We start from the raw sequence: 24373 nt of genomic DNA on the forward strand, positions 1-24373 counted from the left end.
GGCGCCATTAACTGATGACGCCCTCAAAGCGGGATCAGAATTGATACCGCAGGCTCACTTCGATATTACGCGGCGTGCCAAAAAAGCCCTGATCGTAGAAATCGATACTGGAATAGTACTTTTTATCAAACAGGTTACTGATATTCAGTTGGGCATTTAACTGCGCGCTGAGAGCATAGCTGGCCATCAGATTGACCAGCCAATAACTGGCTTGCTCTGACCTGTACACATTGCCTGGGCCAACCTTGTCCTTGTACATCTCGCTCTGCCAGTTAATATTGGCCGCAAAATGCAGCACCTCACTGGCTTGATAGCGCCCGGTCATTCTGAGTAACCGCTTAGGCACATGAGTGGCAAAGGCTTCACCGTTTTCCTTTTCAGATTTAGTCTGGGTGAAACTCAGGTTGGCGGTCAGCACATCAGTGATCTCACCTGACAGCTCCACTTCAAAACCTGTATGCTCGGTGCCTTTCACACCCACATAAGCAAAGCTGCCGTCTGGTAAGGGCTCAGTCACCGTACTATCAAGTTCCGCCACATTGTCCTTTTCACCTTTAAAGACCGCGGCATTCACTAACAGTCTGTCATCCAGCCAGGTACTCTTAATACCAAGCTCCATACTGTTACCTTCAATAGGCTCCAGCTTGCGGTTATCTTTATCTGAATAGTTTTGTGGGGTGAAGATTTCGGTATAGCTGGCATACAGGGATACAGCGTCAGTTGGCGCATAAATCAATCCGGCGTAAGGCGTATTGATGCCGCTCTGCTTATAGTCTTTGCTGGCATCCACTTCATTTTCATATTCGTAGCGGCTAAAACGGTTGCCAAGCACAGCAGTAAACTCGTCACTCAAGCTTAACTGAGTGGCAATATAGGCGCCAAGCTGGCGCTCATTGTTCTCACCCACAATAGCAGTATCACTGAAGTCTGGCTTGGCAACGCTGCCGTCCCAGGTTAGAAAATTACCTATCTCCAAGCCGTCTGCGGCATAGAAAGAATCGGATCGCACATTCTGATCGGTTAAATTGGCCCCGACAATCAGGCGGTGTTCCCGCTCAAACAGGTTAAATGGACCATTGGCATACAACCGAGCACTATCCAGCACCCTATCACTTTGATAAATCATGGTGAACGCTTGCATCCCTAAGCCGGTTTGCTTGTCCGGATAGCCTGATGCATAAAGTAAATGGCCATCCATGCTGTCATCCCGGCGTTCATACTCACCTTTTACCAGCCAGCCATTATTAAAATGATGGGTCAGATTCACAAAGCCACTTTTATTATCCCTGTCCCATTTACTCCAGTTGGCTGCGGTGGTGCTGGACACATCCAGATCGGCTGCGCTTGAGCCGTCTGCATAAAACAGTGGTAAGGCTCCCCAGGTTGAGCCTTTGGGGCGACGCTTGGCATGCTCAAGCCCAACCTCCACTGTGGTACTGTCTCCCACGTCTGCCGCCAGAGTGAAATACAATTGCTGATTGTCTTCCTCGGCAAGGTTCACATAGCTGTCACTTTTTTCCTTACTGGCAGCCAGCCGGGCACGCACACTACCATCGTCAGTAAGCGGGCTGTTGTAGTCACCTTCGATTCGCAGGCTGTCCCATCTACCGGCCTGCAGGCTTAGATAGCCCCTCTTTTCGTACTGGGCTTTTTTACGAATCAGGTTAATGGCCGCGGAAGGCTCCCCTGCGCCGGAGAGAAGACCAGTGGCACCGCGTACCACTTCCACTCGCTCAAAGAGCACAGAGTCAGACACGGCTTCAGAAAAGAAGCTGCTGTAGAAAACCGGCACACCGTCGTATTGGAAGTTGGTAACCTTATTACCCCTGGCGGTAAAGAAAAAACGGCTGGTTTCCGCCGCCTGCACGGTAATCCCTGGAACCAGACCGACAATGTCCGCCACATTTTGCAGAGCAAAATCTCGCATTAAGTCGGCATCGATAATCGAGATAGACTGCGGGGTATCTTTCACTGACAACATCAGGCCGGTCGCGCTGGTGTTATAATCAAGACGCTGTCCTAATACCGAGACTTTCTCCACCTCTTGATCAGAGCTGGCACTTTCACTGGCATAAGCCTGAAGCGATAAGGCCAGCGCAACGGTCAGGGAAACGAGTGAAGGTACAGGACGATTCATAACAACTCCATAAATATCAAATGATAACGATTTGCATTTATGGTAAATTTATTCGACTGACTAAACAATAAAAATCTGCTTTTCCATCCTCACTCCTTAGACCGGTTAATTTTTTCATTTTAGCTAGAATGTTGCACTGCATTCAGTTTTGGAAAAATCGTGCTTGATAGACTTCTGCCGAATGCGGGTATAAAAGAAAAAACTAATTAAGGACAATGTCTAATTTGAAAAAAATCACCCTCACTGAAAATCTTTATCAATACCAATTCCCACCTTTTCCTAACCAACATTTTGGTTTTAATATCTACGCGCTGATCGACGGTAACCACGCCATGCTGATTGATACCGCATTTGAGGCTCAGGCAAAGGCAGTCAGAGACGACCTACTGGCAGCGGGTATCACCATCACTGCGGTAGTGTTCTCACACTTCCACCCTGATCATATTTCCGGATTACCAATGCTTAATTCGCCGCAGATTTACGGCAGTGGGCATTATCAAACCAGCCTTGATCAATATACCGCCAAGGATAAGCACTCATTATTCTCAGGGATCAAGGTGGTAGACGATCAGAGTAAACTGCAGTTTGGTAGGTTTGAATTAGGTTTTAAGCCCATTCAGGGCCATGTCATTTGTGGCCTATTGACGCTCATCAATGACGAATTTGTGCATGTAGCAGATGATGTCATGACGTCCAATGATGGTCGGCCCCTGCTTCCGTCGGTCCATATCAGCAACGTACATAAACATATCGATTCGCTGGAGCAGCTAAAACAACTTGCCGAGCGTACCTTATTGCTATCGCATGGTAATGCAATAAGCGGCAAGGCCGAGGTGCTTCGCGCTATTGCTTGCAGACAACAGTACTTGCAGAATCTGGCCAGCCACGCCGGCAAAATATCCATTGAAGCCGCGCTGGCTGGCTGCCAGTGTGATTTCTTGCACCAAGATTGGCACAACCATGTTTATACCTAGGCGTCAATCCTGGCCTGGCTGACCTTGCGCCGATTAAATGCCTGCATCGGTCTCAAAACGCCTTGGTAATACTAATCCCATATACCCGGCTATGATGGCCATCTACCCGGTCAACACTGAAAGTAGGTGCCACACCAAAATCGCCAAGATGGAAGTCATAAGCCACATTTAGGCGATATAAGTCCTCTGTATGACCATGATCGCCATGCACTTTTTCTCTGCCAATTCCGGCACCTAATCGCCAACCAGCATAAGGATGGTAGTAAAGCGCGGCAATAGTGGCTGATACACCATCACCATGATGGGCTTCGCTGGCTTTCTCGTACACCAAGCCTGCTCCCCAGTGCGGGGTAAAACGATATTCATATTCCAGTCCCAGGGATAACTCAGTCTCCCCACCACTATTCAGCGCACCGATAAAAACCCCCGGATAATGCTTAGCTTCTGAGGCTGAAAGCTGTGCACTAAACAAGCTAACAACACTTAATGAAGACGCCAGCAACATACCTTTCTGAGACCCGATTCGCTTTATCATAAAACCTCCTAACTGGTTGATTTAAAATATAGAAGTTAACAAGAAGGGTTGCAAACAAGCACTCTTCACAGCAAAACGACCTAGATTAAAAAACCCGCCAGTTGGCGGGTTCTCGGTTATTTCATCTCAGTTAACATACTGAGTGGATTTTCCAAGTAGGACTTCCATAGGTTGGAGAAGCGCACCATAGTGGCACCATCAATGATCCTATGATCTCCAGACCAACTGATATGCATGATATTCACGGCTTTAACATTGTCCTGCTCGTCAAAACGCGGTAAACGCTGGATCTTGCCTAGCGCCACAATGGCAGACTCAGGTTTATTGATGACCGGCGTTGCGGTGGTACCACCTATGACGCCAACATTAGAAATACTGATGGTGCCACCTTTTAGGTCGCTGCTGCCGAGCTTGCCTTCACGGGCAAGATCAATCAGGCGATTGGCCTCTTTTGCCACCTCAAACAGCGACAGATTCTGTACCCCTTTGATATTCGGCACCAGCAAACCAATTTTCGAGTCTACCGCCATGCCAATATTGTGATCATCAAAGTAAGTCAGCTCGGTGCAATCCTCATTAACCTGGCTGTTAACGATAGGGAACTGCTTGAGCGCCAGCGACATGGCCTTGATGATAAAAGGCATGAAACTGAGTTTTACGCCCTGCTTTTCAAACTCAGGCTTTAGTGCCGCTCTGGCCGCCATCAGGGCGTCCATTTCAATTTCATCACTGACGGAGAAATGCGGAATACTAAATACCGACGCACTCATCTGTTTGGCCATGGCCGCCTTAATACCGCGGATAGGTTCGGTACGGGTACCACCGCTGATGGTCTGAACTGTCTGAGCCTTTGCCTCTTGATTGGCCAGAGGTTCAGCGGCTTGCCCCTGCGAGAGCAGATCCTGCTTCATCACCCTGCCCTTTTTGCCGCTACCCTGAACCTGACTAAGATTAATCTCAAGTTCGCGAGCCAGACGTCTTACCGCCGGACTGGCCAGCGGTTTATCAGGATTCACCAGCTTAGGCTCATGTTCACCGCCGGTGAATTTATCTGTGGTGGTCGGTATGTTTTTAGCCATGCAACTTTTCACCGGCGCAGCTATTGCACTGACTGGCGTTTTGGCCGTTTGCGGAGCATGTGAGACGGCACTGTCACCTGCTTGGCCATCCGTTTTTACCTCAATAGCAAACAATGGTGTATGTACCTTAGCAATCTCGCCTTTTTGGTAATACAGCTTCACAACCTGGCCTGAAAACTTCGATGGGATCTGTACCAGGGCTTTGTCGGTCATCACATCGGCAACAGGCTGATCTTCTTCGATGACTTCACCTTCGCTGACCAGCCATTCCACCAATTCACACTCGACAATACCTTCACCAATATCAGGTAAGACAAAATCTTCCACATGCGAAGCACTGGCGGCAGCGGATGCTGTGTTAGCAACCTGTGCCGGTTTTTCAGCAGCTTGTGCAGGCATGGCAGGCACTTCACCGTCAATATCCATGGCAAACAAGGGCGCATGAACTTTGGCAATATCACCTTTTTGATAATACAGCTTGCGCACCAAACCACTATGCATAGCCGGAATTTGCACTAGGGCTTTGTCCGTCATCACATCTGCGACCGGTTGATCTTCCTCAATACGCTCTCCCTCGGCGACCAACCACTCAACAAGTTCACACTCAACAATACCTTCGCCGATATCAGGCAGAATAAAATCTTTCATACACTGCCCCTTAGTAGTTCACGGTACGCTTGATGGCCTCAAAAACTTTGAGGTGATCCGGCATATATTCTTTTTCGTGGGCAAGCGGATACGGGGTATCCAAACCACAAACCCGCGCGATGGGTGATTCCAGATTCAAAAAGCAGCGTTCTTGCACCGTCGCGGCGATTTCACTGGCAAAGCCACCGGTTTGCGGTGCTTCATGGGAAATAAGCAAGCGGCCGGTTTTCACGACCGACTGACAAACGGTTTCCACATCCCAAGGTAAAATGCTGCGCAGGTCGATAATTTCACAGGAAATTCCGGCTTTATCCGCCAGCTCTGCGGCTTTTTCCATAATTTCCATCTGAGCGCCCCAGGCCAGTAAGCTGATATCCGAGCCTTCCCGCACGATGTCAGCCTTACCCAAGGGCAGCTCATAGTCTTCTTCCGGCACCTCGCCTACCGACGCGCGATACAATCGCTTGGGCTCCATAAACAACACAGGGTTGTCATCACGAATAGACGCCAGTAACAATCCTTTGGCCTGATAAGGGTTACGCGGTACGACTATTTTCAGGCCCGGGGTATGGGCAAAATAGGCTTCCGGTGATTGGGAATGATACAAGCCACCGGCAATCCCCCCTCCGTAAGGCGTACGAATGGTCAGAGTACCGACACTGAACTGCCCACCGGAGCGATAGCGCCATTTAGCCGTTTCGTTAACGATTTGGTCAAAGGCCGGGAAAATATAATCGCCGAATTGAATCTCGGCCACCGGCACAGAGCCCTGAGATGCCAGACCATTGGCAAATCCCATGATGCCTTGCTCGGTAAGGGGTGTATTGAAACAGCGGGCCTTACCAAATTTTTCCTGCAGGTTACTGGTCGCACGGAACACGCCGCCGAAATGGCCTACGTCTTCACCAAACACCATGACTTTTTCATTTTCTGTCATGGCCAGAATCAGGGCATTATTGATGGCTTGTAGTAGATTCATTTTCGCCATGCTTATAGCCTCCCTGAGGTCTTCGGATAAGCATCCGGATATTGACTGATATGTTGCTTGAGTTCATCTAGCTGTTCTTTTAAATGCCAGGGCGGCGTGTCATAAACATCTTCAATAATGTCGTCGATAGCACAGACCGGCACTTTCTCTACACGTTTGAGCTCATTGAGCACATCCTGACGCATTTGATCAACGTCTTTACCGTCTTGCTCTTCATCCAGCCAGCCTTTGCTCAATAGCCAGTTGCCCAAACGCTGTATGGGATCTTTGGCCTGCCAGCGGGCTTCTTCATCTTTAGAGCGATAGCCGGTCGGATCATCAGAGGTGGAGTGGGCAGCCAAACGGTACGACATAGCCTCAATCAGGACCGGGCAATTTTCTGCCAGGGCGATTTCACGCGCCTGTTTGGTCGCGGCATACACGGCAAAAGCGTCGTTACCGTCCACCCGGATAGTCTTAATCCCGTAACCTAGCCCACGCGAAGCAATACCGTCACCGGCGAACTGTTCTTCGGCAGGGGTTGAAATGGCATAACCGTTATTGCGACAGAAGAAAATCACCGGGCAGTGCAGCACGGCTGCCATATTCAAACCGGCATGGAAATCCCCTTCTGATGCTGCTCCTTCACCAAAGTAGCAAATAGTCACGGCTGGCTGCCCAGCCATTTTCTGGCCATAGGCATAACCGGAGGCCTGCGGGATTTGGGTACCTAGGGGCGAGGAGATGGTCATAAAGTTCAGCGCTTTGTCACCATAGTGAATCGGCATCTGACGGCCTTTATTGGGATCCTTCTCATTGCTAAACATCTGGTTCATAAAGGCTTCAGTACTGTAGCCACGATATGCCAGGGCACCCTGCTCACGATACTGGGACATGATCATGTCCTGAGGCTCAAGCGCCGCTGCACTGGCAACGCTGGCAGCCTCTTCGCCAGTACTGGCCAGATAAAAACTAATCCGTCCCTGACGCTGGGCGGCCACCATACGTTCATCCAAAACCCGGATAAAACGCATAGTGCGGTAAATTTTCAATACGGCGTCCTGATCCAACTCCGGCAACTGTGCATCTGCATGAGGTGTACCGTCGGGCTGCAGGATCTGCAACATGGGGATGTCAACCAGGCCTTTGTCGATAACACTGACCTTGTGGGTAAGACTGACATCAGAAAGATGATTTCTGTCCTTCATACTCTGCCTTAGGGTTCTGTCGTTAGCCGGGTACCAGCCCCGGTTTTTATTATTAAGTTGGCAATATACTAGTAGAGGTTTGCTAGCAAGGCGTTGCTTTTTGAGGGAACTGCGAGAGAAAGGTAGATATGAATATCCCAAAGTCCCCTACTCATAAAGGATGAATCAACTAATTTTTACAAAGTATCTACAGGTGATGAACATGCCTAATACAAAAAGCGGTCAAATCTACTTCTCGATGTAAAGTTTAGACTGCTGACTATTTCGACAAATAAACCGACCTGAACGATGCTATGGGAAAATGCAGTTGCATTCTTTTAGGTTACACCGATAGTCTGCAAACAAATGATAAAACCCTGTTCTCAGGAAGAGCCTTGGAGACTTTTATGCGCTTTGCCCTATCAAAGCTATCAATACTAACCTTGCTGGCATTCTCCGGCACTTCAATTCCCTCCCTGACTGCGGCCAAAGGTAGTGAAGATACCCCGTCCGTTTCAGGGAAATTTGTTAAGGAACCAACGCTTGCCGCCGGTAGTTACCGTTATATCGTGCAGCTGCAGGACGCCCCTATCGCCCTTTATCAGGGTGAAATTGCTGGTTACGCCGCAACCCATAAAGGCAGCATTGCGCTGCACGGAATAAACCGTCAGCGTGGTTCAGATAACAATGCAGTGAAAAGGTATCGCGGCTATTTGCAACAGCAGCAAAAGCAGTTGCAACAGCAAGCCAAGCAGCTTGGCGTGACTGATGTATCACAGCAATTTCAACATGCCATCAATGCCATGGTGATGACCATGAGCCAGCAGCAAGCGGCCAAGTTAGCCAAATCAACCAGTGTAAAAAGCATTGAAAGAGTCAAAATCGAACCTTTACACACAGATTCGGGACCGAGATGGATAGGTGCCGACCAGGTATGGCAGGGACAACCTGGGGTATTAGCCGCGCAGGGTGAAGGTATAGTGGTGGGTATTATTGATACCGGTATCAACACAGATCATCCGTCTTTTGCCGATATAGGCGGCGATGGTTACAACCATGTTAACCCCTATGGCAGCGGCGTATATAAAGGTGATTGTCGTACAAGGCCACAGCTTTGTAATGACAAACTGGTTGGCGTATACAGCTATACCGAAATTACCGGTCAATACGACGAATATGCCCCAGGTACTCCAAAAACCGGCGAGGATCACAATGGTCACGGTTCACATGTTGCCTCAACAGCCGCCGGCAATGTGCTAAAAAATGTGCCGCTGCTTGATGTAGATGGTGACCCAACGCCCGGCTTTGTGTTTCCCCAGATGTCCGGTGTCGCCCCCCACGCCAACATTATCAGTTATCAGGTTTGTTACCCCGGAGAAGACGACGCGGTCAACTTCTTCGGCTGTCCGACTGACTTGGTCCTGCGAGCAGTGGACCAAGCTATTATCGATGGTGTTGACGTACTGAATCACTCCATTGGAGCCGGGGCCAGTTCTCCATGGCAAGGCGCCAAGGGCACGGCATTTTTAAGTGCACGTGAAGCTGGTATTGTGGTGGTTAACTCGGCCGGTAACGACGGTCCGAATAGCGAAACCGCCTCTTCTAATGCTGCTGCCCCATGGGTTATTACTGTGGGCGCTTATACCCATGACAGAAGTTACAGCAATAAATCACTAACCAACTTCAGCGGCGGCAACACTTCTCTCTCCTCCATGAGCGGAGAGTCCAAAACCGGCAGCATCACGGCTCCTATTGTGTATGCCGGAGATTTTACCAATCCAAACGATACTAGCGGTGACAGCGGACAGTGTCTTGCACCCTTCCCGGCAGGAACCTTCAGTGGCCAGATTGTGGTTTGTGACCGGGGCGATATTGCCAGGGTAGATAAAGGACGACACGTTAAGGCCGGCGGTGCTGGTGGCTTTGTGCTGGCGAATATTCCGGGTGGCGACAGCAATCTGGTGGCCGATAATCACGTGCTTCCTGCCATACAGATAGTTGCCCAGGATGCCACTCAACTGAAAACCTGGCTGGCCAGCGGGTCAAACCACAGGGCGACTATTACCGCCAGTCAGGTAACCTCAGATCCCGACCTGGCGAATATCGCTGCTGATTTCACTTCACGCGGTCCAAACAATCAACTGCTGGATGTGATCACACCAAGCGTAGCGGCCCCAGGCGTCGAGATTTGGGCTGCCTACGCGGACGACCAACCCAGCGGTTTTAAAGAAACACCGGATCCGGCTGATTATGCCTTTCTGGACGGCACTTCAATGGCCTCTCCTCATGTGGCGGGCGCAGCAGCCTTGCTCAAGCAAGCCAATCCAAGTTGGAGTGCAGCCCAAATCCAGTCGGCACTGATGCTGACAGCGAATCAGCAAACCTTTAAGGAAAATGGCACCACCCCATCCAGTTACTTTGACATGGGTTCCGGCATGATAGATGTGGCCAAAGCCGTGCAGAGCGAACTGATTATGGATGTCAGTATGGCGCAATATAGAGCCGCAAATCCGGCTACTGGGGGTACGCCATCTAGTTTAAACCTGCCATCATTAGCGAATCAGAACTGCTTTGGTAGCTGCCAGTGGACACGCACTTTTACCGCGACCCGCTCTGGTAGCTGGCAATTAGATTTGGCCGATACCAGTGGTTCCTTGACCGCGCAATTTACTCCTGAGCAGTTCAGTTTAAATGCCGGACAATCACAAACCCTTACTATCAGGGTAGATGCATCCAATGCGCTATCAAGACAATGGCAATTTGCCAACGTAGTGATCAGCGGACCAGAACAAACTCTGAATATGCCGGTAGCGGTGCGCCCGGCTTCCGGGCAACTGCCCAGCCATATTTATATTGACGCCAAGCGTGATGCTGACAGTTTACTGGTGAAAGACTTGCAAACCCTCGGTACTAACGATTTGTCTGCACAAGCCTTTGGCTTTAGTACTTCCCAAACCCTAGCCAGCACGGTTAAGCAGGACAGTGACAACGACGACCTATTCGACGATCTGTCTGACGGAGTTGTGCAGCATAACTTTTCAGTAGCACCAGGCAGCAAACGACTGCGACTGGAAGTCACGCAAACCACGGCTACAGATTTGGACTTGTGGATAGGCATTGACAGCAACGGTGATGGCATTGCACAGGAGTCAGAATTGCTGACCAGTGCCAGTACCGAATCTGCTTACGAGCTTATCGACCTAGTGGAGCCAGAAGCCGGGTCATACTGGCTGCTGGTACATAATTGGCAAGGCTCGTCAGCTGATAGCGATACCTATCAGATAGATAGCAACATAGTGATCAATCAAGCTATTAGCCAATTCGGCGTGCAGGTGCCAGATAGCGTACAAACCCGTGAAGCATTTGATGCTTTGCTTAATTGGAACCTGGACATCGCGCAGGGCGACACCCGCTATGGCGTCATAGAACTTAGCAGTGGTGGCCCCTTGGCTGGCGATTTAGGCCAGATACGGGTGGATTTTGCACGTGTCGCCGATGATGTACGTTTAACTAGCGAACGTCAGGGCCGTCTGGCAGATGGGGAAACCTCACGTTTCTATATCGACATTGACGCTAATCAGAGTCACGAGGATCGCTTGTATCAGTTAGCGGTCAATTTGCCCGCAGGCCTTGCTCTGGTTGACGGCTCAGCCAGCTCAGGCGCACAGATAGACGGACAAACAATACGATGGCAGCGCAACCAACAAAGCGCAACCAGTAACAATGTACGTCTGCAATTTAGTGCCACGGCAAATGAGAATTTAGCGGCTGGCCCGGTTCAGGTCACGGTTGATTCAAGTATTGTTGGTAATAGTTATACCAAACAAGAGCGTGCAACCCTGACAACAGACCTGCAAGTAGAAGGCGCGCCCAGCGTACTGATTAACAACAGCAAGCAAGCTGTTTTGTCAGCCAATGAAGGCACGACATTTGTGATAACCGCACAAATCAGTGATCCCAATAATGATGAATTGAACATTGTATGGACACAATCCGCTGGTCCAACCGTCGCACTCAATACCAGCAATCCACTGCAGCCTAGTCTGACCTTACCCACGGTCAACGCCGACACGGATCTGGTATTTAGCGTCACGGCAACAGATCCCGCCGGACTGAGCGACAGCGCCACCCTGACACTTAAGGTTATAAACCAAACTACCCCACCAACATCAGGAAACACAGGTGGCGGCGGTGGCGGCAGCCTGGCTTGGTGGTGGCTGGCACTTGGCTGTCTGGGCCTGGGCCGACGTGCAAAACGCTAAAAGCGTCTGCTGAGACATAAAAAAACCTGCCGTTGGCAGGTTTTTTTCTATCGACCTAAGCAGATTAGAGTGCAACACCCAAACGTTGAGCCACTTCTTCATAGGCTTCAACAACGCCGCCCAATCCCTGACGGAATCTATCTTTGTCCAGTTTCTTGCGAGTTTCTTTATCCCACAAACGGCAACCGTCAGGTGTAATCTCATCACCCAACACCACTTCACCGTTGAACAACCCAAACTCCAGTTTGTAATCCACCAGCAACATGCCCGCTTCATCAAACAAGGCCTTAAGTACGTCGTTCACCTTGAAGGTCAGTTCCTTCATGCGGACTACGGTGGCATCATCGGCCCAACCAAAAGTACGAATGTGTGACTCGTTCACCATAGGATCGTGCAAAGCATCGTTCTTCAGGAAAAACTCAAAAGTAGGCGGATTCAGCTCTTTACCTTCTTCAATACCCAAACGACGGCACAACGAACCAGCAGCAAGGTTACGCACCACACACTCTACCGGCACCATATCCAGTTTTTTAACCAGAGATTCCGTATCGGACAGCAGTGCTTCAACTTGTGTAGGAACGCCTGCGGCTTCCAACTTAGACATAATGAAATGATTGAACTTATTGTTGATCATGCCTTTGCGATCAAGTTGTTCAATTTTCTCACCATCAAATGCCGAGGTATCATTGCGAAAATGCAGTACCAAGCGATCGGCATCGTCGGTAGCATAAACAGTCTTGGCTTTACCGCGGTATAGTTCGGCGCGCTTTTCCATCGTTTAAATCTCTTAAGTTAAATATCCAGATTACTGGCAGACATTGTTTGTGAGAATGAGGCATAGATGTTGGTGAGCAAATCTGCACTCAAAGGATTACTTTCATCATCCATCAGGGTAATGGAGGTCTTGCCACCCATTTTAGCTACCTTCAGACGATAGTCTTCCCTGTCCATGGGCAGACCTTCATTGCTGCTCCACAGTCTGTCCCACCAACTGTCTTCAGGTCCTTCATAGGACACGAACAGCAGGCCATTGGACTTGTCCAGATCTTTGACATTGAAACCCAACTTACGCAGTACTAACTGCAGACGAGTCCAGGTCAGTTCATAGTCTCCTTCAACCACAAAAGCTGGGTCGCCATCAGCGTTAAAGCCCAGCTCCATGCCCATACCCTGACGGATCTGACGGATTCGCTTGGCGTCGGCAATTTTCAGTTGGGTTTCATAGTGATTGATAACCTTGTTGAGCACATCAACTTCGTTACGACGACGGGACTCCGCATCCAAATCAGCCGCTGAACGGACCTGCTCACCAATAGTTTCCATATAGTCTTTAAGCTCGACATTCAGGATGGCGGTGCGCCCATGAGGTTTGACATCTAAAACGAATTCGAAGCGACGACCCACGCTGCGCTCGGTAGTGGTCCAATCGAACCAACCGGAATCCAGTTCTTCGGTCATCAACATCCAGTCCGTTACCAACCGACCTTCTTCTTTATTGAAATCCTCAACACCGATGCCCTGCTCTTCCAGATAGCTGATTAAGCTGTTCCACACAGAGGTATCCAGCGCGACTGAATCGTCAACCTGATCAAAATAAATACTGGCGTTACGCTGCCCTTCTTCCACATGGGAACCGGTAACGAGCGGCAGTACCAAGGCCGGTGATAAGACATCCAGACGCTCACCAACCAAATCCCGCGGGGCATTCTCGCCTAGCTTAGGAATGTCATAGTCTTTACCCCGATTAGGAGTAGCCAAACCTTCGGGAATCTGCAGACTTCCCCTCTGCTGCTCCTGAACATAATCGAAGTTACCATTGGCAACACGTCTTTCCTGAGAGGTAGAACAGCCCCCCAGACTCGCTGCAAGTACAATCGTCAGCAGAGAAATTCGAAACATCGGCACTCCTTAGGGTAACAAGCCAACTTCACGCATGACTTGTTCGATAGCATTTTGGTGGATGAGTTCCGCTTCCACCATAGGCAGACGCAATGTTGAGCTGGGAATCAGCCCCATTTTGTACAACACCCACTTAGGCATAACCGGGTTTGGCTCGATGAATAATGCATCATGCAACTTGGCAATACCTGCATCTATCTCTCTGGCCAGTTCGGCCTGACCACTGGTCGCTGCTGCACATAGCTTGGCCATGCGATCCGGCACAACGTTGGCGGTTACGGAAATAACGCCGTGTCCACCCGCCAGCATAAATTCGCAACCCGTGGCATCGTCACCGCTGAGCAGTACAAAATCATCAGGTAAGATGGCCTGCATCTGACGTAAACGGTTGAGGTCACCGGTAGCATCTTTAAGCCCAACAATGCGCGGATGTGCAGACAAGGCTGCTACCGTTTCAGGCAACATATCGGTAACAGTGCGGCTGGGCACATTATACAGAAGAAGCGGTAACTCACAGGCGTCAGCAACTGTCTCAAAGTGCGCAATTAAACCGCGCTGCTGAGGCTTATTGTAATAAGGTACAACACTTAACAGACCATCAGCGCCCACCTCAGCAGAGGCTTGGCTCAGTTCAATGGCTTCGTCGGTAGAGTTAGCACCACTGCCGGAGATAACCGGTATGCGGCCAGCAGCATATTCCACCACTTTTTTAACCACGTGGATATGCTCTTCAATGGGCAGTGTTGCGGACTCACCTGTTGTTCCAACCGCAACCAATCCAGCTGTACCGGCTTTAACATGGAACTCGACAAGCTGCTGCAGGGATGGATAGTGAATTTCGCCCGTTTCGGTCATCGGTGTGACCAGCGCTACAATACTGCCTTTGAACATTCTTGCTCCCCGGAAAATTAAGCGCCTAATGGTAATGAGGTAACCCGCCAAACACAAGCGCCAATTAGGCGAGTAAGCGGCAAATTTACACCCCTTGATACAACCAACTACGACCATAATGGATATTTAAACCTGGTGTGATTGTGGTAGACTTCCGGGCCTTTAATTCCCGTAACAACTCATATGAAACATCAACTTATCGTGACCATTCTGGGAACGGACAAGATCGGCATACTGAGTACCCTGGCTGCCACCGTGGGCGCCTGTAATTGCAATATACTGGACAGCCGTCAGGCTGTGTATGGGCAGGACTTTTCGCTCACTATGATATTGGAAGGCACGCAAAGCGCCATTATCAAAGCCGAGCTGCAGATCCCTCAGGTATGTCAACAGCACGAGTTGCTGTCAATGATGAAGCGAACAAAGCAACACCTGCGCCAGGACATCGCCTATCTGGCCGACGTTGAAGTGTCGGGTGTCGATTTTCTTGGTGTAATTAAGGAAATCACTGCATTTTTCGACAGCCTGGATATTACCGTTACTGCATTTCGCCAACAAACCTATACCGATCCTCAAAGTGGACTGGAAATGGTGCAATGTAAAATGGTGGTGAGCATGTCCAATGAAACAGATTTAGGTAAGCTGGAAGCTGAGTTTGCTCACAAGCTTAATGAATTAAATCTGCAAGGAACCATCAAAAAACACTGAGGTGCATATGAACAGAGTTGAGGCCGGCCAGGCCGCTCCCACATTCACACTCCCGGACCAAGACGGAAACGCGGTGTCATTGTCAGAACTGCGTGGTAAAAAAGTGTTGGTTTATTTTTATCCAAAAGCCATGACACCAGGCTGTACCGTACAGGCGCAATGTTTGCGCGACAGCAAAAATGCGCTGGATAAACACAATGTCGTAGTTTTAGGTATCAGCCCTGATCCGGTAAAACGCCTGCCCAAATTCATTGAGAAAGAAGGTTTAAACTTCACCCTATTATCAGATGAGGATCACGCTGTTGCCGACGCCTTCGGTGTATGGGGACCAAAGAAGTTTATGGGTCGGGAGTTTGACGGCATCCACCGCATCAGTTTTCTGATTGATGAGCAAGGTCAGATAGAAAAGGTTTTTGATAAATTCAAAACCAAGGATCATCACGAGGTCGTGCTGGATTATCTGGCAAGCTAAGTGATTATCTAGAATAACAAAAAAGGGCCTATGGCCCTTTTTTGTTTTGCGTCAGATTAAACCTGATCAGGCAGGGAGCGAGGCAAACTGTTTTCCGTCCAGGCTTTAAATACCGCCTTCACCAGCGTTGCCAGAGGAATGGCAAAGAACACCCCCCAAAATCCCCACAAACCGCCAAAGAACAATACGGCAATAATGATATAAACCGGATGCAGACTAACGGCCTCAGAGAAGAGTAATGGCACCAACAGATTACCGTCCAAGGCCTGAATGATCCCATAGGCTATCATCAGGTACCAGAAATCCGGTGTCAGTCCCCATTGGAACAAGGCCACAGCCGCTACGGGAAATGTCACTACCGCGGCACCGATATAGGGAATCAGCACAGAGAAACCAACTAAGACGCCTAACAATAACGAATAACGCAGATCCATAAAGGCAAAGGTAATAGTGGAAACGGTACCGACAATCAGTATTTCCATTACTTTGCCGCGAATATAGTTAACGATCTGTACGTTCATTTCCCGGCCAACCTGTTTCAGCAGGCGTCTGTCTTTGGGCATGATGCCAGCAATATTGGTCAGCAGCTCTCTTCTGTCTTTGAGGATAAAAAACACCATGAGTGGCACCAGAATAAAGTAAATCATCAAGGCTACCAGGCTCACGATGGAACTTAAGGAGGCTGAAAGAATATCTTTACCCAGCCCCACTACTCTGTCATTTACGCCCGCAAGCGCATTGTCTATGTCTTGTTTGGCCAGTAAACCTGGGTAGGCATCAGGCAGCGTCAGTAACCAGGATTGTGCTTTTGACCAAATCAGCGGCATTTCGGTCAACAGATTAACCCCTTGCTGCCAAACCACCGGCACCAATGCCACTAAACAAAGAATGGTCAGACTGATAAATAGCATCAAGACCAGGCTCACCGCCCAGGTTCGTCCCATTCCATATTTATCTAACTTACTTACCGGCCACTCCAGGACATAAGCGATAACAATGGCTACCAGCACTGGCGCCAACATAGCGCCCCAGAAAATCAGTACGGTAAAGGCCACGATCACCATCACCAACAGTGTTGCACTGGCGGGATCTGAGAACTTACGCTTATACCAAAGGTTGAACTGCTCTAACATTCAGGATCCTTGACGAACGAGTCGGGGTTGGCTGGCTGATTCAACATGGTGAACACCATATTACCAAGAAGCTGATTATCCTCCGCTTAGCAGGATAGGATCAATCATAGACACAGATATTTATCCTCTCCTGTGGATAATTCACCCTAAATAGCACAAACGCGAAATCAGCCCCATACAACAATACGCACTCTCGCTAACTTGCATATAAGACAAAAGGCTAATTCATCACCAAGCAACAGAAGTAAACAAGACATCAAGGCACTTTTCGACTGTTCATCGGCATAAAGTCACCTGATAACGTTGCCGCCATGGTCATAAAGGCACGAAAACAGTTATAGTTAGGTCATGGGCAATGAGTGCCCACAAGGGAACTAATAGTCGAGTTCACCTATCCAATCCATCCCGGTTGTTGTGAGTAATGGAAACTATGCGAAGAAGTATCGTTCTGTGTCTATGTCTTTTGCCTGCCTTGGTGTTTGCGCAGGCACGATTGAACAATGACAAGAATGAACTACCTGAAATTGGTGTGGTTGCATCAAATGCCATCAGTATTGATAAGGAATTGTTAGTTGGCGAAGCCCTGATGCGCCAATTGCGTGGACGAGCACCAATCATCAACGACCCTCTGTTGGAAGAGTATATCCAAGACTTAGGTAACCGCCTGGTCGCACAGTCTGATAACGCTAAGTTTCCGTTTAAATTTTTCCCCATCGGCAACAACGATATCAATGCCTTTGCGTTTTATGGCGGCCACATTGGTATCCACACCGGTTTGATTGTTGAAGCAGACAATGAAAGTGAACTTGCTTCGGTAGTGGCGCACGAAATCGCCCACGTGACCCAGCGTCACCTAGCCCGCAGTATCGAGTCGCGCCAAAAAACATCACCACTGCAACTGGTTTCCATGTTGGGGGGCGTATTACTGGCTATGGCAGACCCGGAAGCCGGGATAGCTGCAATCAGTGCCAGCCAGGCAGCGGGTGCTCAAGCGTCCATAAACTATACCCGTAGCAACGAAAAAGAGGCCGACCGTGTAGGTATTGAAACGCTGGCCCATGCAGGCTACGACCCCAGCGCCGCCGCTACTTTTTTCGGTAAACTAGCCGCTAAATATCGTCACCAGTCAAAACCACCGGCTTTTTTACTAACACACCCCTTACCCGAAAGCCGGATTGCCGACGCCAGAGCCAGACAAGCCATCTATCCCAGGATTCAGGTGGGGCCGAGCTTGTCGTTTCACTTAATCAAGGCCAGGATCCAGGCCCGTTATACCGGTATTCGCACCTACGACAGCAGCTATTTTCAAGCCATGCTGGATAACGCTGAACATCCGGTTATAAAAAAGGCGGCGCAATATGGCTTAGCATTGACCTTATTGGATACCGAACAACCTGATAAGGCCAAACCTATTATTGACAGGTTATTGCAAGATGATCCGGAAAACCTGTTCTATCTGGATACCTTTACCGATATCGCACTCGCGCAAAAGCGCCACCACGAGGCGGTGGAAGTTCTCACCGAACACAGCCTGAAGCAACCCAGGAATCGGGTTCTGGCCTTGAACCTGGCCAATGCCATGATTAAAGATGGCCAGCATAATGAAGCGGTAAGAATTATTAAGGACTACCTGCTGATTAATCCAGAGCACTTGCTGTCTTATCAGCTACTTAGTGAAGCCTATGGGGAAAGCCGGCAGATGTTGGAAATGCATCAGGCCAAAGCGGAAGTCTATGCGCTGATCGCCGCCTACCCTCGCGCCATTGACGAGCTGCAAACCGCCTATAATTTTACTGCTGACAGCACCCTGGAAAAGCAACGGATCCGCGCCAGAATAGAGCAAATGCGGGATGCGGACACACGACTTAGAAACCTTTAGAAAGCTTAATGCGTGAGGCTAATTTACGGCCTCACGCTGTTGCAGCGCTTGAACCAAAGCCAACAAATCGTCTGCATGCTGCTCCCCCATTAACTGCTTAATTAATTTGCCATCTGGGCCAACAATAAAGGTAGCTGGCAGACTTTGCGGACGTTCAAGCGGCAGAGCCGGCACCGGCTCGGTTAATATAAGCGGAAAAGCAATCTCATACTTTTTGGCCAGTTGCCCCAAATCCTCTTCCGACAAGGCATCGAAACTCACACCATAGAGCCTGACCGGCATTGCAGTAATCATCTGATTAAAGCGATTTAGCTCTGGCAGTTCACGCAGACAAGGGGCACACCATTCAGCAAAATAGTTGATCACCACATACTGACCTTGCAAATCACGCCAGCGGTGCTCATCCCCATCCAGGGTATGAAAGTCAGCCTTTAACCAATAAAAACTCCCTACACCTGCCAGCATGGCTAGCATTGCCAGGACCAAAATCAGGGCTTTTTGTGGCAAACGACTGTCCTCCTTGGGTTGGTCTGGGTAGAATATCCAGCATTATTAAGCAATGTACCCTGCTAGCATGTCACAAATTCGTATACTGCATAACCCCAGATGCTCCAAAAGCCGCCAGACCTTACAGCTGTTGCAAGACAGAGGATTGAATGTAGAAGTGGTGGAATATCTTAAGGCCCCATTGTCCGCAACAGAATTGGCAGAACTGCAACAGAAACTGGCCATCACGGATATTCGCGACATGATGCGCACTAAGGAGGATATCTATAAAGAGCTGCAACTAGGCGCAGAGACTGTAAGCGAAGATGACCTGCGTGCGGCGATAGTTGCCCACCCTATTTTGCTGGAACGCCCGGTTGTGGTCACTGACACCGGTGCGCGAATTGGTCGACCGCCAGAATCTGTGTTGGAGCTGTTATAAGTTGAATAGCTTCTCACCCTATGCTTTGGTGCTTTACTACAGCCAGGGCGGCAGCACCCAGAATCTAGCCTACAAAATTGCTCAAGGTATTGAGCAAGGTGGACTGGAAGCCCGGGTGCGCACGGTCGCCCCTGTACACAACGGACTGGAGCAACGTGCGGCCGTGCCGCAAAGCGGCGACCCCTACGCAAGCTTAGACGATCTTCGTCATTGCAGTGCGCTGGCGCTGGGTAGTCCGACTCGTTTTGGTAATATGGCCGCGGCCATGAAATATTTCTGGGACGGCACCTCTTCACTTTGGCTAAATGGTGAGTTAGCAGGAAAACCAGCCTGTGTATTTACCTCCAGCGGCAGCTTGCACGGTGGGCAAGAGTCCACACTGCTGACCATGATGGTGCCGCTTTTACATCACGGCATGCTAATTGTGGGTACTCCTTATACCGTTGCCGAACTGAACAGTACACAAAGCGGTGGCACCCCATATGGACCATCACACTACGCAGGACTGGATAACCAAAATCAGTTGAGTCAGGCGGAACAAGTCCTTTGTGTGGCGCAAGGCAAGCGTCTGAGTCAGTTGGCCATTAAATTGAGAGATTAAGCATTGAATTCGAACACCCGTTTTTTTCGTATCCTGGCATTAAGTTCCTACCTGGGTTTGCTGGGATTCAGCATCCTGTGGCACTTTGTGTTAACCAGTGAGGGGCAATATTCCTGGCTATTCCTGTTCCTGATGTGGGTCCTTCCCCTACTTCTGCCTCTACCTGGTTTGTTGAAAGGCAAGCCCTACACCCATGCATGGGCCAACTTCATCCTGATGTTTTACCTACTTCACGGCCTAACCGGCGTTTATGCTCTGGAACAGGAATATGGGTATGCAGCTGTTGAAGTGGTACTGGCATCATTGGCATTTATCGGCTGCAGTTTTTTTGCCAGACTACGTGGACGCGAACTTGGGCTTGGACTAAAAAAGCTCAAGGAAAATAATCAATAAGGAAGAGCTATGCGCTACTGGTTAAGCTATTGCGGCCTGTTTTTATTAAGCGCCTGTGGTGGCGGTGGAAGCGAAAGTGCCAATGGTAACAACAGCCTTCCTCCTTCCAATAGCGCAAATACCAGCATACAAGGCCCACAAAGCGCAGAGGTCGGTCAGTCGGTGGCCTTATTGTTGTCTGCTGAAGGTGCGCTTAAGAATCTGCGATGGAAGCAGATTTCAGGGCCTACAGTAAGCATGACAGCCCCCAAAAGTCAGGTATTGGCGTTTGATGTCCCCGATGCTGGCCACTACGAATTTGAAGTCAGCTTTGAAAACGCACAAGGTCAGCGTACCCTGAACTGGCAGTTCAGCGCATCGTCAGGCAATGAAATCAAGGCAAACGTACGCCTTGATCATCTCGCCGCAGAAGGGGCAAAAGTTTCGTTACATGCAGACTCTGGGGAGAGGATAGCGTCGGTCAATTGGCAACTGCTGTCAGGGCCATCTGTGAAAACAGAGCAAAGTGAAGGGACAGGTCAGTACTTGTTCTACACGGCTCCACAGGTGAATCAAGACAGCCTGATGCATTGGCGGGCCAATATACGTCTTACCGACGGCTCGACTTACAGCGATGATGCCTGGGTATTGGTTAAAAATGCCAATCCCAATACCGATGGTTTCTTTCCCCGCTACGCACAGAACGTTGTGAGCCCTGAGGCCCATCCTTACCTGGCCGATTCACCCCATGCCGCTAATCTGGTGGCCTGTGCTTACAACAATCAAATCGCCAGCTCCTGCCCATTTTCACGTCTCCCTTTGCTTGGCAGCGAACATGAAAACCCAGATATTCAGCAGGTATTAGCGCGCCTGATTGTGACTCATGATTGGATGGGCGATAACTTTAAACGCTATCTTGAAGAATCCGATCCAGCGCTGACCGCCGATATGCTGAAGCTGCTACGCGCCACCACTGCCGTGGTAATTGGCTATGATGTGAGACCTTCATTTTATTGGACAGCTACCGGAGCCATATACCTAGACGCCGCCAACTTATGGCTAACACCTGCGCAGCGCGATAGCCTTAATGACCAGCCAGACTATCGCAGTGATTTTGGCAATGACCTGCGCTTTTTCATGCCATGGCGCTATGTTAAGGACAATCAGTCGTACCTGAGTCGTTATGAGAAATCGCCACGTCAGAATCGTGATTTTGCCGATATGCAAGCCAGTTTAACCTGGCTGCTCTACCATGAATTAGCCCATGCCAATGACTTTTTCCCCTACCATAGCTGGAGTGGCCTGGCGGCGAATGATTCCCCGCTGGCACACAGTAATCAGCAGGATCCGACTTCCAGACAATTCACCCAGCGCTATCCGCTGCAATCATCAGAAATGAAAAACCTCGCTAAGGTGAGTTTTGCTGGCGACACTGCCAATGCCACGCAACGCGCTTATCTGCCCGAGGATGTGGTAAGTTTCTTTGCGCCGGATTTGGCTGTGGGTTATTACAGTTACTCTACAGAGCGCGAAGATTTCGCCAACGCCTTTGAGATGTTTATGATGTCCTATCGCTTAGGGGTTGAGGCCGACACTGCCGTAGTTGGTTCAGTGGATAACCCGCAAGCTCAAATTACCTGGGGACAGCGCAGTCGCCACAATCTGACTAATATCCAGCCCCGGGTGAATTATGCGGTGCAAAATATACTGCCTCATCTGAATATTCCTGAGGCTAGAGAGACGATGCCAACACCGCTTTTGTTGCCGCCAGGTGTTGCCTGGAAAGACACCCTGGATCCTGTCGCTGGCGCTCAGGACAAACCTGCCAGTAATGCACGGGAATCACAAGTCAGAAAGCCAGTAGACAGACCCACACCATTTAGTTGGTGAAGTTCTAAAGGTCCAAGACTTTTTTAACGAAGGGAATTGTTAGACGGTGTTTTTCCTGCAAACTGGTGGCATCCAGACGGTCTAGCACCGCCAACAATGCTGGCATATCCCGGTGACAATGATTAAGGAGAAAGCGAGCGACTTCCAGGGGCATGCCCATGCCGCGCCGATGCGCTCGGCCACGTAGCGCCTCTACCCGGCCTTCATCGTCCAAAGGACGAAGGTGAAAACTGACTCCCCAGCTTAATCTGGAGCGTAAGTCTGCCAGGGCCAAAGGTAGTTGCGCGGGTCCCTGTAAGCCACTGACCAATAAGCGACTCCGGCCACGTTCACGCACTCGATTTATCAGATCAAAAACGGCAGTCTGCCATTGAGGATGACCTTCCAGTAAATGCACATCATCCAGACAAATAACGGCCACCTGTTCCAGATCGGCTAACAAATCTGGATGCAAGTCAGTTAAATTTTTAAACCCAACGTAGGCACACGTTAGGCCAAGGGTAGCGGCCTCACTGCACAAGCTGTATTGAAGATGGCTTTTCCCTGTACCTGAATCACCACTGATATAGGTTAAAAAGGGCGTCGAGTTTTTGCCATTCAGCCAGTCTTGCAGATGGCTTACCACCTGCTGATTAGCCCCGGCAATAAAGCTGTCAAAGACTTCATCGTCAGGTAATTGCAATGGCAAGAACAGCTGCTTGCTCATCAAGGTACCCAGTTAAACTGCAAGCTCTCAACGGGCTGACCGAATTCATCCAATTGACGCTGGAAATGGCGTTCCAGGCTGATGGCATTGAGCAAGTCCTGCTCAGTACCCAGCAACCTCACCGCAAAAATACTGGTACTGTTGTTCTGTTGCTCCAGACTAACCTGCGATACCACAGACAAACTGGACAACAACTTACTGACCTGGGCATAAAGGCTCAGATCATTAATATTGTTAAACTGCAAATAGACGATGTTGCCCTGCTGCTCAACATCATTATGAATAGCATAGCGGGCAGACAGGTTGTCGGCATGTAGGTCGATAAAGTCCTGTAACAGAGCTTCGGCAGACAGGCCTTGTAAACTGCCGCTATCTCGTTCGGCGCCTAAGGCAAAATTCCAATCTAGCTGCCATCCTAACTCTTGTGCTTCTTGTGCCTCTGCTAACATTTCCTCTTCCTGAGCTGGTACTTCAGCTCGTCTTGGATAGACGCGGGCAAGAACAACACTCTCCACCTGGTAGCGGCTGCTGGCATCAACCATAGAGTCGATGAAACGTCCCCATACGTCGTATACCCCCACCCTGACAACATCATCTATGTCCATTAAGGGTAAATTAACCGCGATACCTCGTGCCTCTGCGGTGGCCAACACTTGCTGCCGGTAGGGAGAAAGAGACTGCTCAGAAACAATATTACGCTCACCATTTTCTGGGTTTTCCACCGCCAACCAGATCAGACTGGACGGACGACGACTGCCCCAGATTGGGAATCCTGCAGAGCGAATGAGTTCATCAATACGCTGGTTATCAAAAGTGGCAACAAAATAGCTCTGCCCTTCCAACGTATCAAAGCGGTATTGGCTGATAAAACTTTCAGCGCTGGTAAGCTTATTCCTGATGGGCTGACTTTCGAGTATATCCCTATTGCCACGCACCTTAACCAACACCTGGCGCAACGCTTCTCTGCTGGCCTGCTGCTGTGCTTTGGGGGATTGCTGCGCAATAGGTACACGGGCGTCATACAGATTGGGAACCAAGGCAGCCTGGACTGTCAGAGCAACCCAAAACAAACAACCTGCCCAAAGCCACCAAACCTTCTTCATGC

At 49.7% G+C, this 24373-nt stretch carries 21 protein-coding genes; 9 read left to right on the forward strand and 12 right to left on the reverse strand.

Features of this window, described 5'->3' with window-relative positions:
* Positions 1 to 34: 34 nt before the first annotated feature.
* Entirely contained in the window at positions 35 to 2137 is a 2103-nt protein-coding gene (locus KJY73_RS16190) for a TonB-dependent siderophore receptor (protein ID WP_214344784.1), read from the reverse strand.
* 224 nt (positions 2138 to 2361) lie between these two features.
* Between KJY73_RS16190 and KJY73_RS16195 the strand changes: the two genes are divergently transcribed.
* A complete protein-coding gene (locus KJY73_RS16195; RefSeq protein ID WP_214344785.1) occupies positions 2362 to 3111 on the forward strand; it encodes an MBL fold metallo-hydrolase in 750 nt (249 codons plus the stop codon).
* A 52-nt stretch (positions 3112 to 3163) separates the two neighbouring features.
* Here KJY73_RS16195 and KJY73_RS16200 read toward each other — a convergent pair whose 3' ends face one another.
* The 4 genes from KJY73_RS16200 to KJY73_RS16215 form a co-directional block, all read right to left on the reverse strand.
* Positions 3164 to 3646 (reverse strand): hypothetical protein, encoded by a 483-nt coding sequence (locus tag KJY73_RS16200; protein ID WP_214344786.1) that lies wholly within the window; start codon positions 3644 to 3646, stop codon positions 3164 to 3166.
* 116 nt (positions 3647 to 3762) lie between these two features.
* Positions 3763 to 5373, reverse strand: a complete 1611-nt coding sequence (locus KJY73_RS16205) for a dihydrolipoyllysine-residue acetyltransferase (protein WP_214344787.1) — start codon at positions 5371 to 5373, stop codon at positions 3763 to 3765.
* A gap of 10 nt (positions 5374 to 5383) precedes the next feature.
* A complete protein-coding gene (locus KJY73_RS16210; protein WP_214344788.1) occupies positions 5384 to 6361 on the reverse strand; it encodes an alpha-ketoacid dehydrogenase subunit beta in 978 nt (325 codons plus the stop codon).
* 2 nt (positions 6362 to 6363) lie between these two features.
* Positions 6364 to 7548 carry a thiamine pyrophosphate-dependent dehydrogenase E1 component subunit alpha gene (locus tag KJY73_RS16215; protein WP_214344789.1) on the reverse strand — a complete coding sequence of 395 codons (1185 nt, stop codon included), beginning with the start codon at positions 7546 to 7548 and terminating at the stop codon, positions 6364 to 6366.
* A 386-nt stretch (positions 7549 to 7934) separates the two neighbouring features.
* Here KJY73_RS16215 and KJY73_RS21940 point away from each other — a divergent pair, with 386 nt between their 5' ends.
* On the forward strand, positions 7935 to 11789 hold the full coding sequence (locus tag KJY73_RS21940) for a S8 family serine peptidase (protein ID WP_269813793.1): 3855 nt from the start codon (positions 7935 to 7937) through the stop codon (positions 11787 to 11789).
* A gap of 64 nt (positions 11790 to 11853) precedes the next feature.
* Here the strand turns inward: KJY73_RS21940 and purC are convergent, their stop codons facing one another.
* From purC to dapA, 3 genes are read right to left on the reverse strand one after another with little or no spacing between them, the layout of a single operon-like run.
* Positions 11854 to 12564, reverse strand: a complete 711-nt coding sequence (gene purC, locus KJY73_RS16225) for a phosphoribosylaminoimidazolesuccinocarboxamide synthase (protein WP_214344790.1) — start codon at positions 12562 to 12564, stop codon at positions 11854 to 11856.
* Between the two features lie 17 nt (positions 12565 to 12581).
* A complete protein-coding gene (bamC, locus tag KJY73_RS16230; RefSeq protein WP_214344791.1) occupies positions 12582 to 13688 on the reverse strand; it encodes an outer membrane protein assembly factor BamC in 1107 nt (368 codons plus the stop codon).
* 9 nt (positions 13689 to 13697) lie between these two features.
* Complete coding sequence (gene dapA / locus KJY73_RS16235) at positions 13698 to 14579, reverse strand: 4-hydroxy-tetrahydrodipicolinate synthase (protein WP_214344792.1); 882 nt, start codon at positions 14577 to 14579, stop codon at positions 13698 to 13700.
* A 183-nt stretch (positions 14580 to 14762) separates the two neighbouring features.
* Here dapA and KJY73_RS16240 point away from each other — a divergent pair, with 183 nt between their 5' ends.
* Together KJY73_RS16240 and bcp are read left to right on the forward strand one after the other, a co-directional pair.
* A complete protein-coding gene (locus tag KJY73_RS16240; RefSeq protein WP_206595063.1) occupies positions 14763 to 15287 on the forward strand; it encodes a glycine cleavage system protein R in 525 nt (174 codons plus the stop codon).
* Between the two features lie 7 nt (positions 15288 to 15294).
* Entirely contained in the window at positions 15295 to 15759 is a 465-nt protein-coding gene (gene bcp, locus KJY73_RS16245) for a thioredoxin-dependent thiol peroxidase (RefSeq protein ID WP_214344793.1), read from the forward strand.
* 56 nt (positions 15760 to 15815) lie between these two features.
* Here the strand turns inward: bcp and KJY73_RS16250 are convergent, their stop codons facing one another.
* Positions 15816 to 16892, reverse strand: coding sequence for an AI-2E family transporter (locus tag KJY73_RS16250; protein ID WP_206595061.1), 1077 nt, complete (start codon positions 16890 to 16892; stop codon positions 15816 to 15818).
* A gap of 430 nt (positions 16893 to 17322) precedes the next feature.
* Here KJY73_RS16250 and bepA point away from each other — a divergent pair, with 430 nt between their 5' ends.
* The gene (gene bepA / locus KJY73_RS16255) at positions 17323 to 18771 is read left to right on the forward strand and encodes a beta-barrel assembly-enhancing protease (protein WP_232848707.1); all 1449 of its coding nucleotides are present in this window, start codon (positions 17323 to 17325) and stop codon (positions 18769 to 18771) included.
* Between the two features lie 18 nt (positions 18772 to 18789).
* On the opposite strand, the gene KJY73_RS16260 is transcribed toward bepA, so the two are convergent.
* Positions 18790 to 19278: a TlpA family protein disulfide reductase gene (locus KJY73_RS16260; protein WP_206595059.1), complete on the reverse strand. Its 489-nt coding sequence runs from the start codon at positions 19276 to 19278 to the stop codon at positions 18790 to 18792.
* Positions 19279 to 19345: 67 nt separating this feature from the next.
* Here KJY73_RS16260 and arsC point away from each other — a divergent pair, with 67 nt between their 5' ends.
* The 4 genes from arsC to KJY73_RS16280 are packed head-to-tail and all read left to right on the forward strand — an operon-like array spanning position 19346 to position 22562.
* Complete coding sequence (arsC, locus tag KJY73_RS16265) at positions 19346 to 19699, forward strand: arsenate reductase (glutaredoxin) (protein WP_214344794.1); 354 nt, start codon at positions 19346 to 19348, stop codon at positions 19697 to 19699.
* Positions 19635 to 20300: an NAD(P)H:quinone oxidoreductase gene (gene wrbA / locus KJY73_RS16270; RefSeq protein ID WP_456298613.1), complete on the forward strand. Its 666-nt coding sequence runs from the start codon at positions 19635 to 19637 to the stop codon at positions 20298 to 20300. Before arsC ends, wrbA begins: the two co-directional genes overlap by 65 nt.
* A 3-nt stretch (positions 20301 to 20303) precedes the next feature.
* Positions 20304 to 20693, forward strand: a complete 390-nt coding sequence (locus KJY73_RS16275) for a DUF2069 domain-containing protein (RefSeq protein ID WP_214344795.1) — start codon at positions 20304 to 20306, stop codon at positions 20691 to 20693.
* 9 nt (positions 20694 to 20702) lie between these two features.
* Positions 20703 to 22562, forward strand: a complete 1860-nt coding sequence (locus tag KJY73_RS16280; protein ID WP_214344796.1) for a hypothetical protein — start codon at positions 20703 to 20705, stop codon at positions 22560 to 22562.
* Between the two features lie 4 nt (positions 22563 to 22566).
* Here KJY73_RS16280 and hda read toward each other — a convergent pair whose 3' ends face one another.
* Both hda and KJY73_RS16290 read right to left on the reverse strand, forming a co-directional pair.
* A complete protein-coding gene (hda, locus tag KJY73_RS16285) occupies positions 22567 to 23268 on the reverse strand; it encodes a DnaA regulatory inactivator Hda (RefSeq protein WP_214344797.1) in 702 nt (233 codons plus the stop codon).
* A complete protein-coding gene (locus KJY73_RS16290; protein ID WP_214344798.1) occupies positions 23268 to 24371 on the reverse strand; it encodes a DUF2066 domain-containing protein in 1104 nt (367 codons plus the stop codon). Before KJY73_RS16290 ends, hda begins: the two co-directional genes overlap by 1 nt.
* Positions 24372 to 24373: the final 2 nt, after the last annotated feature.

Source organism: Bowmanella yangjiangensis, assembly GCF_018531185.1.
Taxonomy (GTDB): Bacteria; Pseudomonadota; Gammaproteobacteria; order Enterobacterales; family Alteromonadaceae; genus Bowmanella; species Bowmanella yangjiangensis.

Excerpts from the sequence above, each read along its gene's own strand:
- KJY73_RS16290 (WP_214344798.1), bottom strand. The coding sequence starts at position 24,371 with ATGAAGAAGGTTTGGTGGCTTTGGGCAGGTTGTTTGTTTTGGGTTGCT.
- KJY73_RS16200 (WP_214344786.1), bottom strand. The coding sequence starts at position 3,646 with ATGATAAAGCGAATCGGGTCTCAGAAAGGTATGTTGCTGGCGTCTTCA.
- KJY73_RS16190 (WP_214344784.1), bottom strand. The coding sequence starts at position 2,137 with ATGAATCGTCCTGTACCTTCACTCGTTTCCCTGACCGTTGCGCTGGCC.
- arsC (WP_214344794.1), top strand. The coding sequence starts at position 19,346 with ATGTCACAAATTCGTATACTGCATAACCCCAGATGCTCCAAAAGCCGC.
- KJY73_RS21940 (WP_269813793.1), top strand. The coding sequence starts at position 7,935 with ATGCGCTTTGCCCTATCAAAGCTATCAATACTAACCTTGCTGGCATTC.
- bepA (WP_232848707.1), top strand. The coding sequence starts at position 17,323 with ATGCGAAGAAGTATCGTTCTGTGTCTATGTCTTTTGCCTGCCTTGGTG.
- KJY73_RS16205 (WP_214344787.1), bottom strand. The coding sequence starts at position 5,373 with ATGAAAGATTTTATTCTGCCTGATATCGGCGAAGGTATTGTTGAGTGT.
- KJY73_RS16215 (WP_214344789.1), bottom strand. The coding sequence starts at position 7,548 with ATGAAGGACAGAAATCATCTTTCTGATGTCAGTCTTACCCACAAGGTC.
- dapA (WP_214344792.1), bottom strand. The coding sequence starts at position 14,579 with ATGTTCAAAGGCAGTATTGTAGCGCTGGTCACACCGATGACCGAAACG.
- hda (WP_214344797.1), bottom strand. The coding sequence starts at position 23,268 with ATGAGCAAGCAGCTGTTCTTGCCATTGCAATTACCTGACGATGAAGTC.
- KJY73_RS16280 (WP_214344796.1), top strand. The coding sequence starts at position 20,703 with ATGCGCTACTGGTTAAGCTATTGCGGCCTGTTTTTATTAAGCGCCTGT.
- KJY73_RS16250 (WP_206595061.1), bottom strand. The coding sequence starts at position 16,892 with ATGTTAGAGCAGTTCAACCTTTGGTATAAGCGTAAGTTCTCAGATCCC.
- KJY73_RS16240 (WP_206595063.1), top strand. The coding sequence starts at position 14,763 with ATGAAACATCAACTTATCGTGACCATTCTGGGAACGGACAAGATCGGC.
- bcp (WP_214344793.1), top strand. The coding sequence starts at position 15,295 with ATGAACAGAGTTGAGGCCGGCCAGGCCGCTCCCACATTCACACTCCCG.
- bamC (WP_214344791.1), bottom strand. The coding sequence starts at position 13,688 with ATGTTTCGAATTTCTCTGCTGACGATTGTACTTGCAGCGAGTCTGGGG.
- KJY73_RS16210 (WP_214344788.1), bottom strand. The coding sequence starts at position 6,361 with ATGGCGAAAATGAATCTACTACAAGCCATCAATAATGCCCTGATTCTG.
- purC (WP_214344790.1), bottom strand. The coding sequence starts at position 12,564 with ATGGAAAAGCGCGCCGAACTATACCGCGGTAAAGCCAAGACTGTTTAT.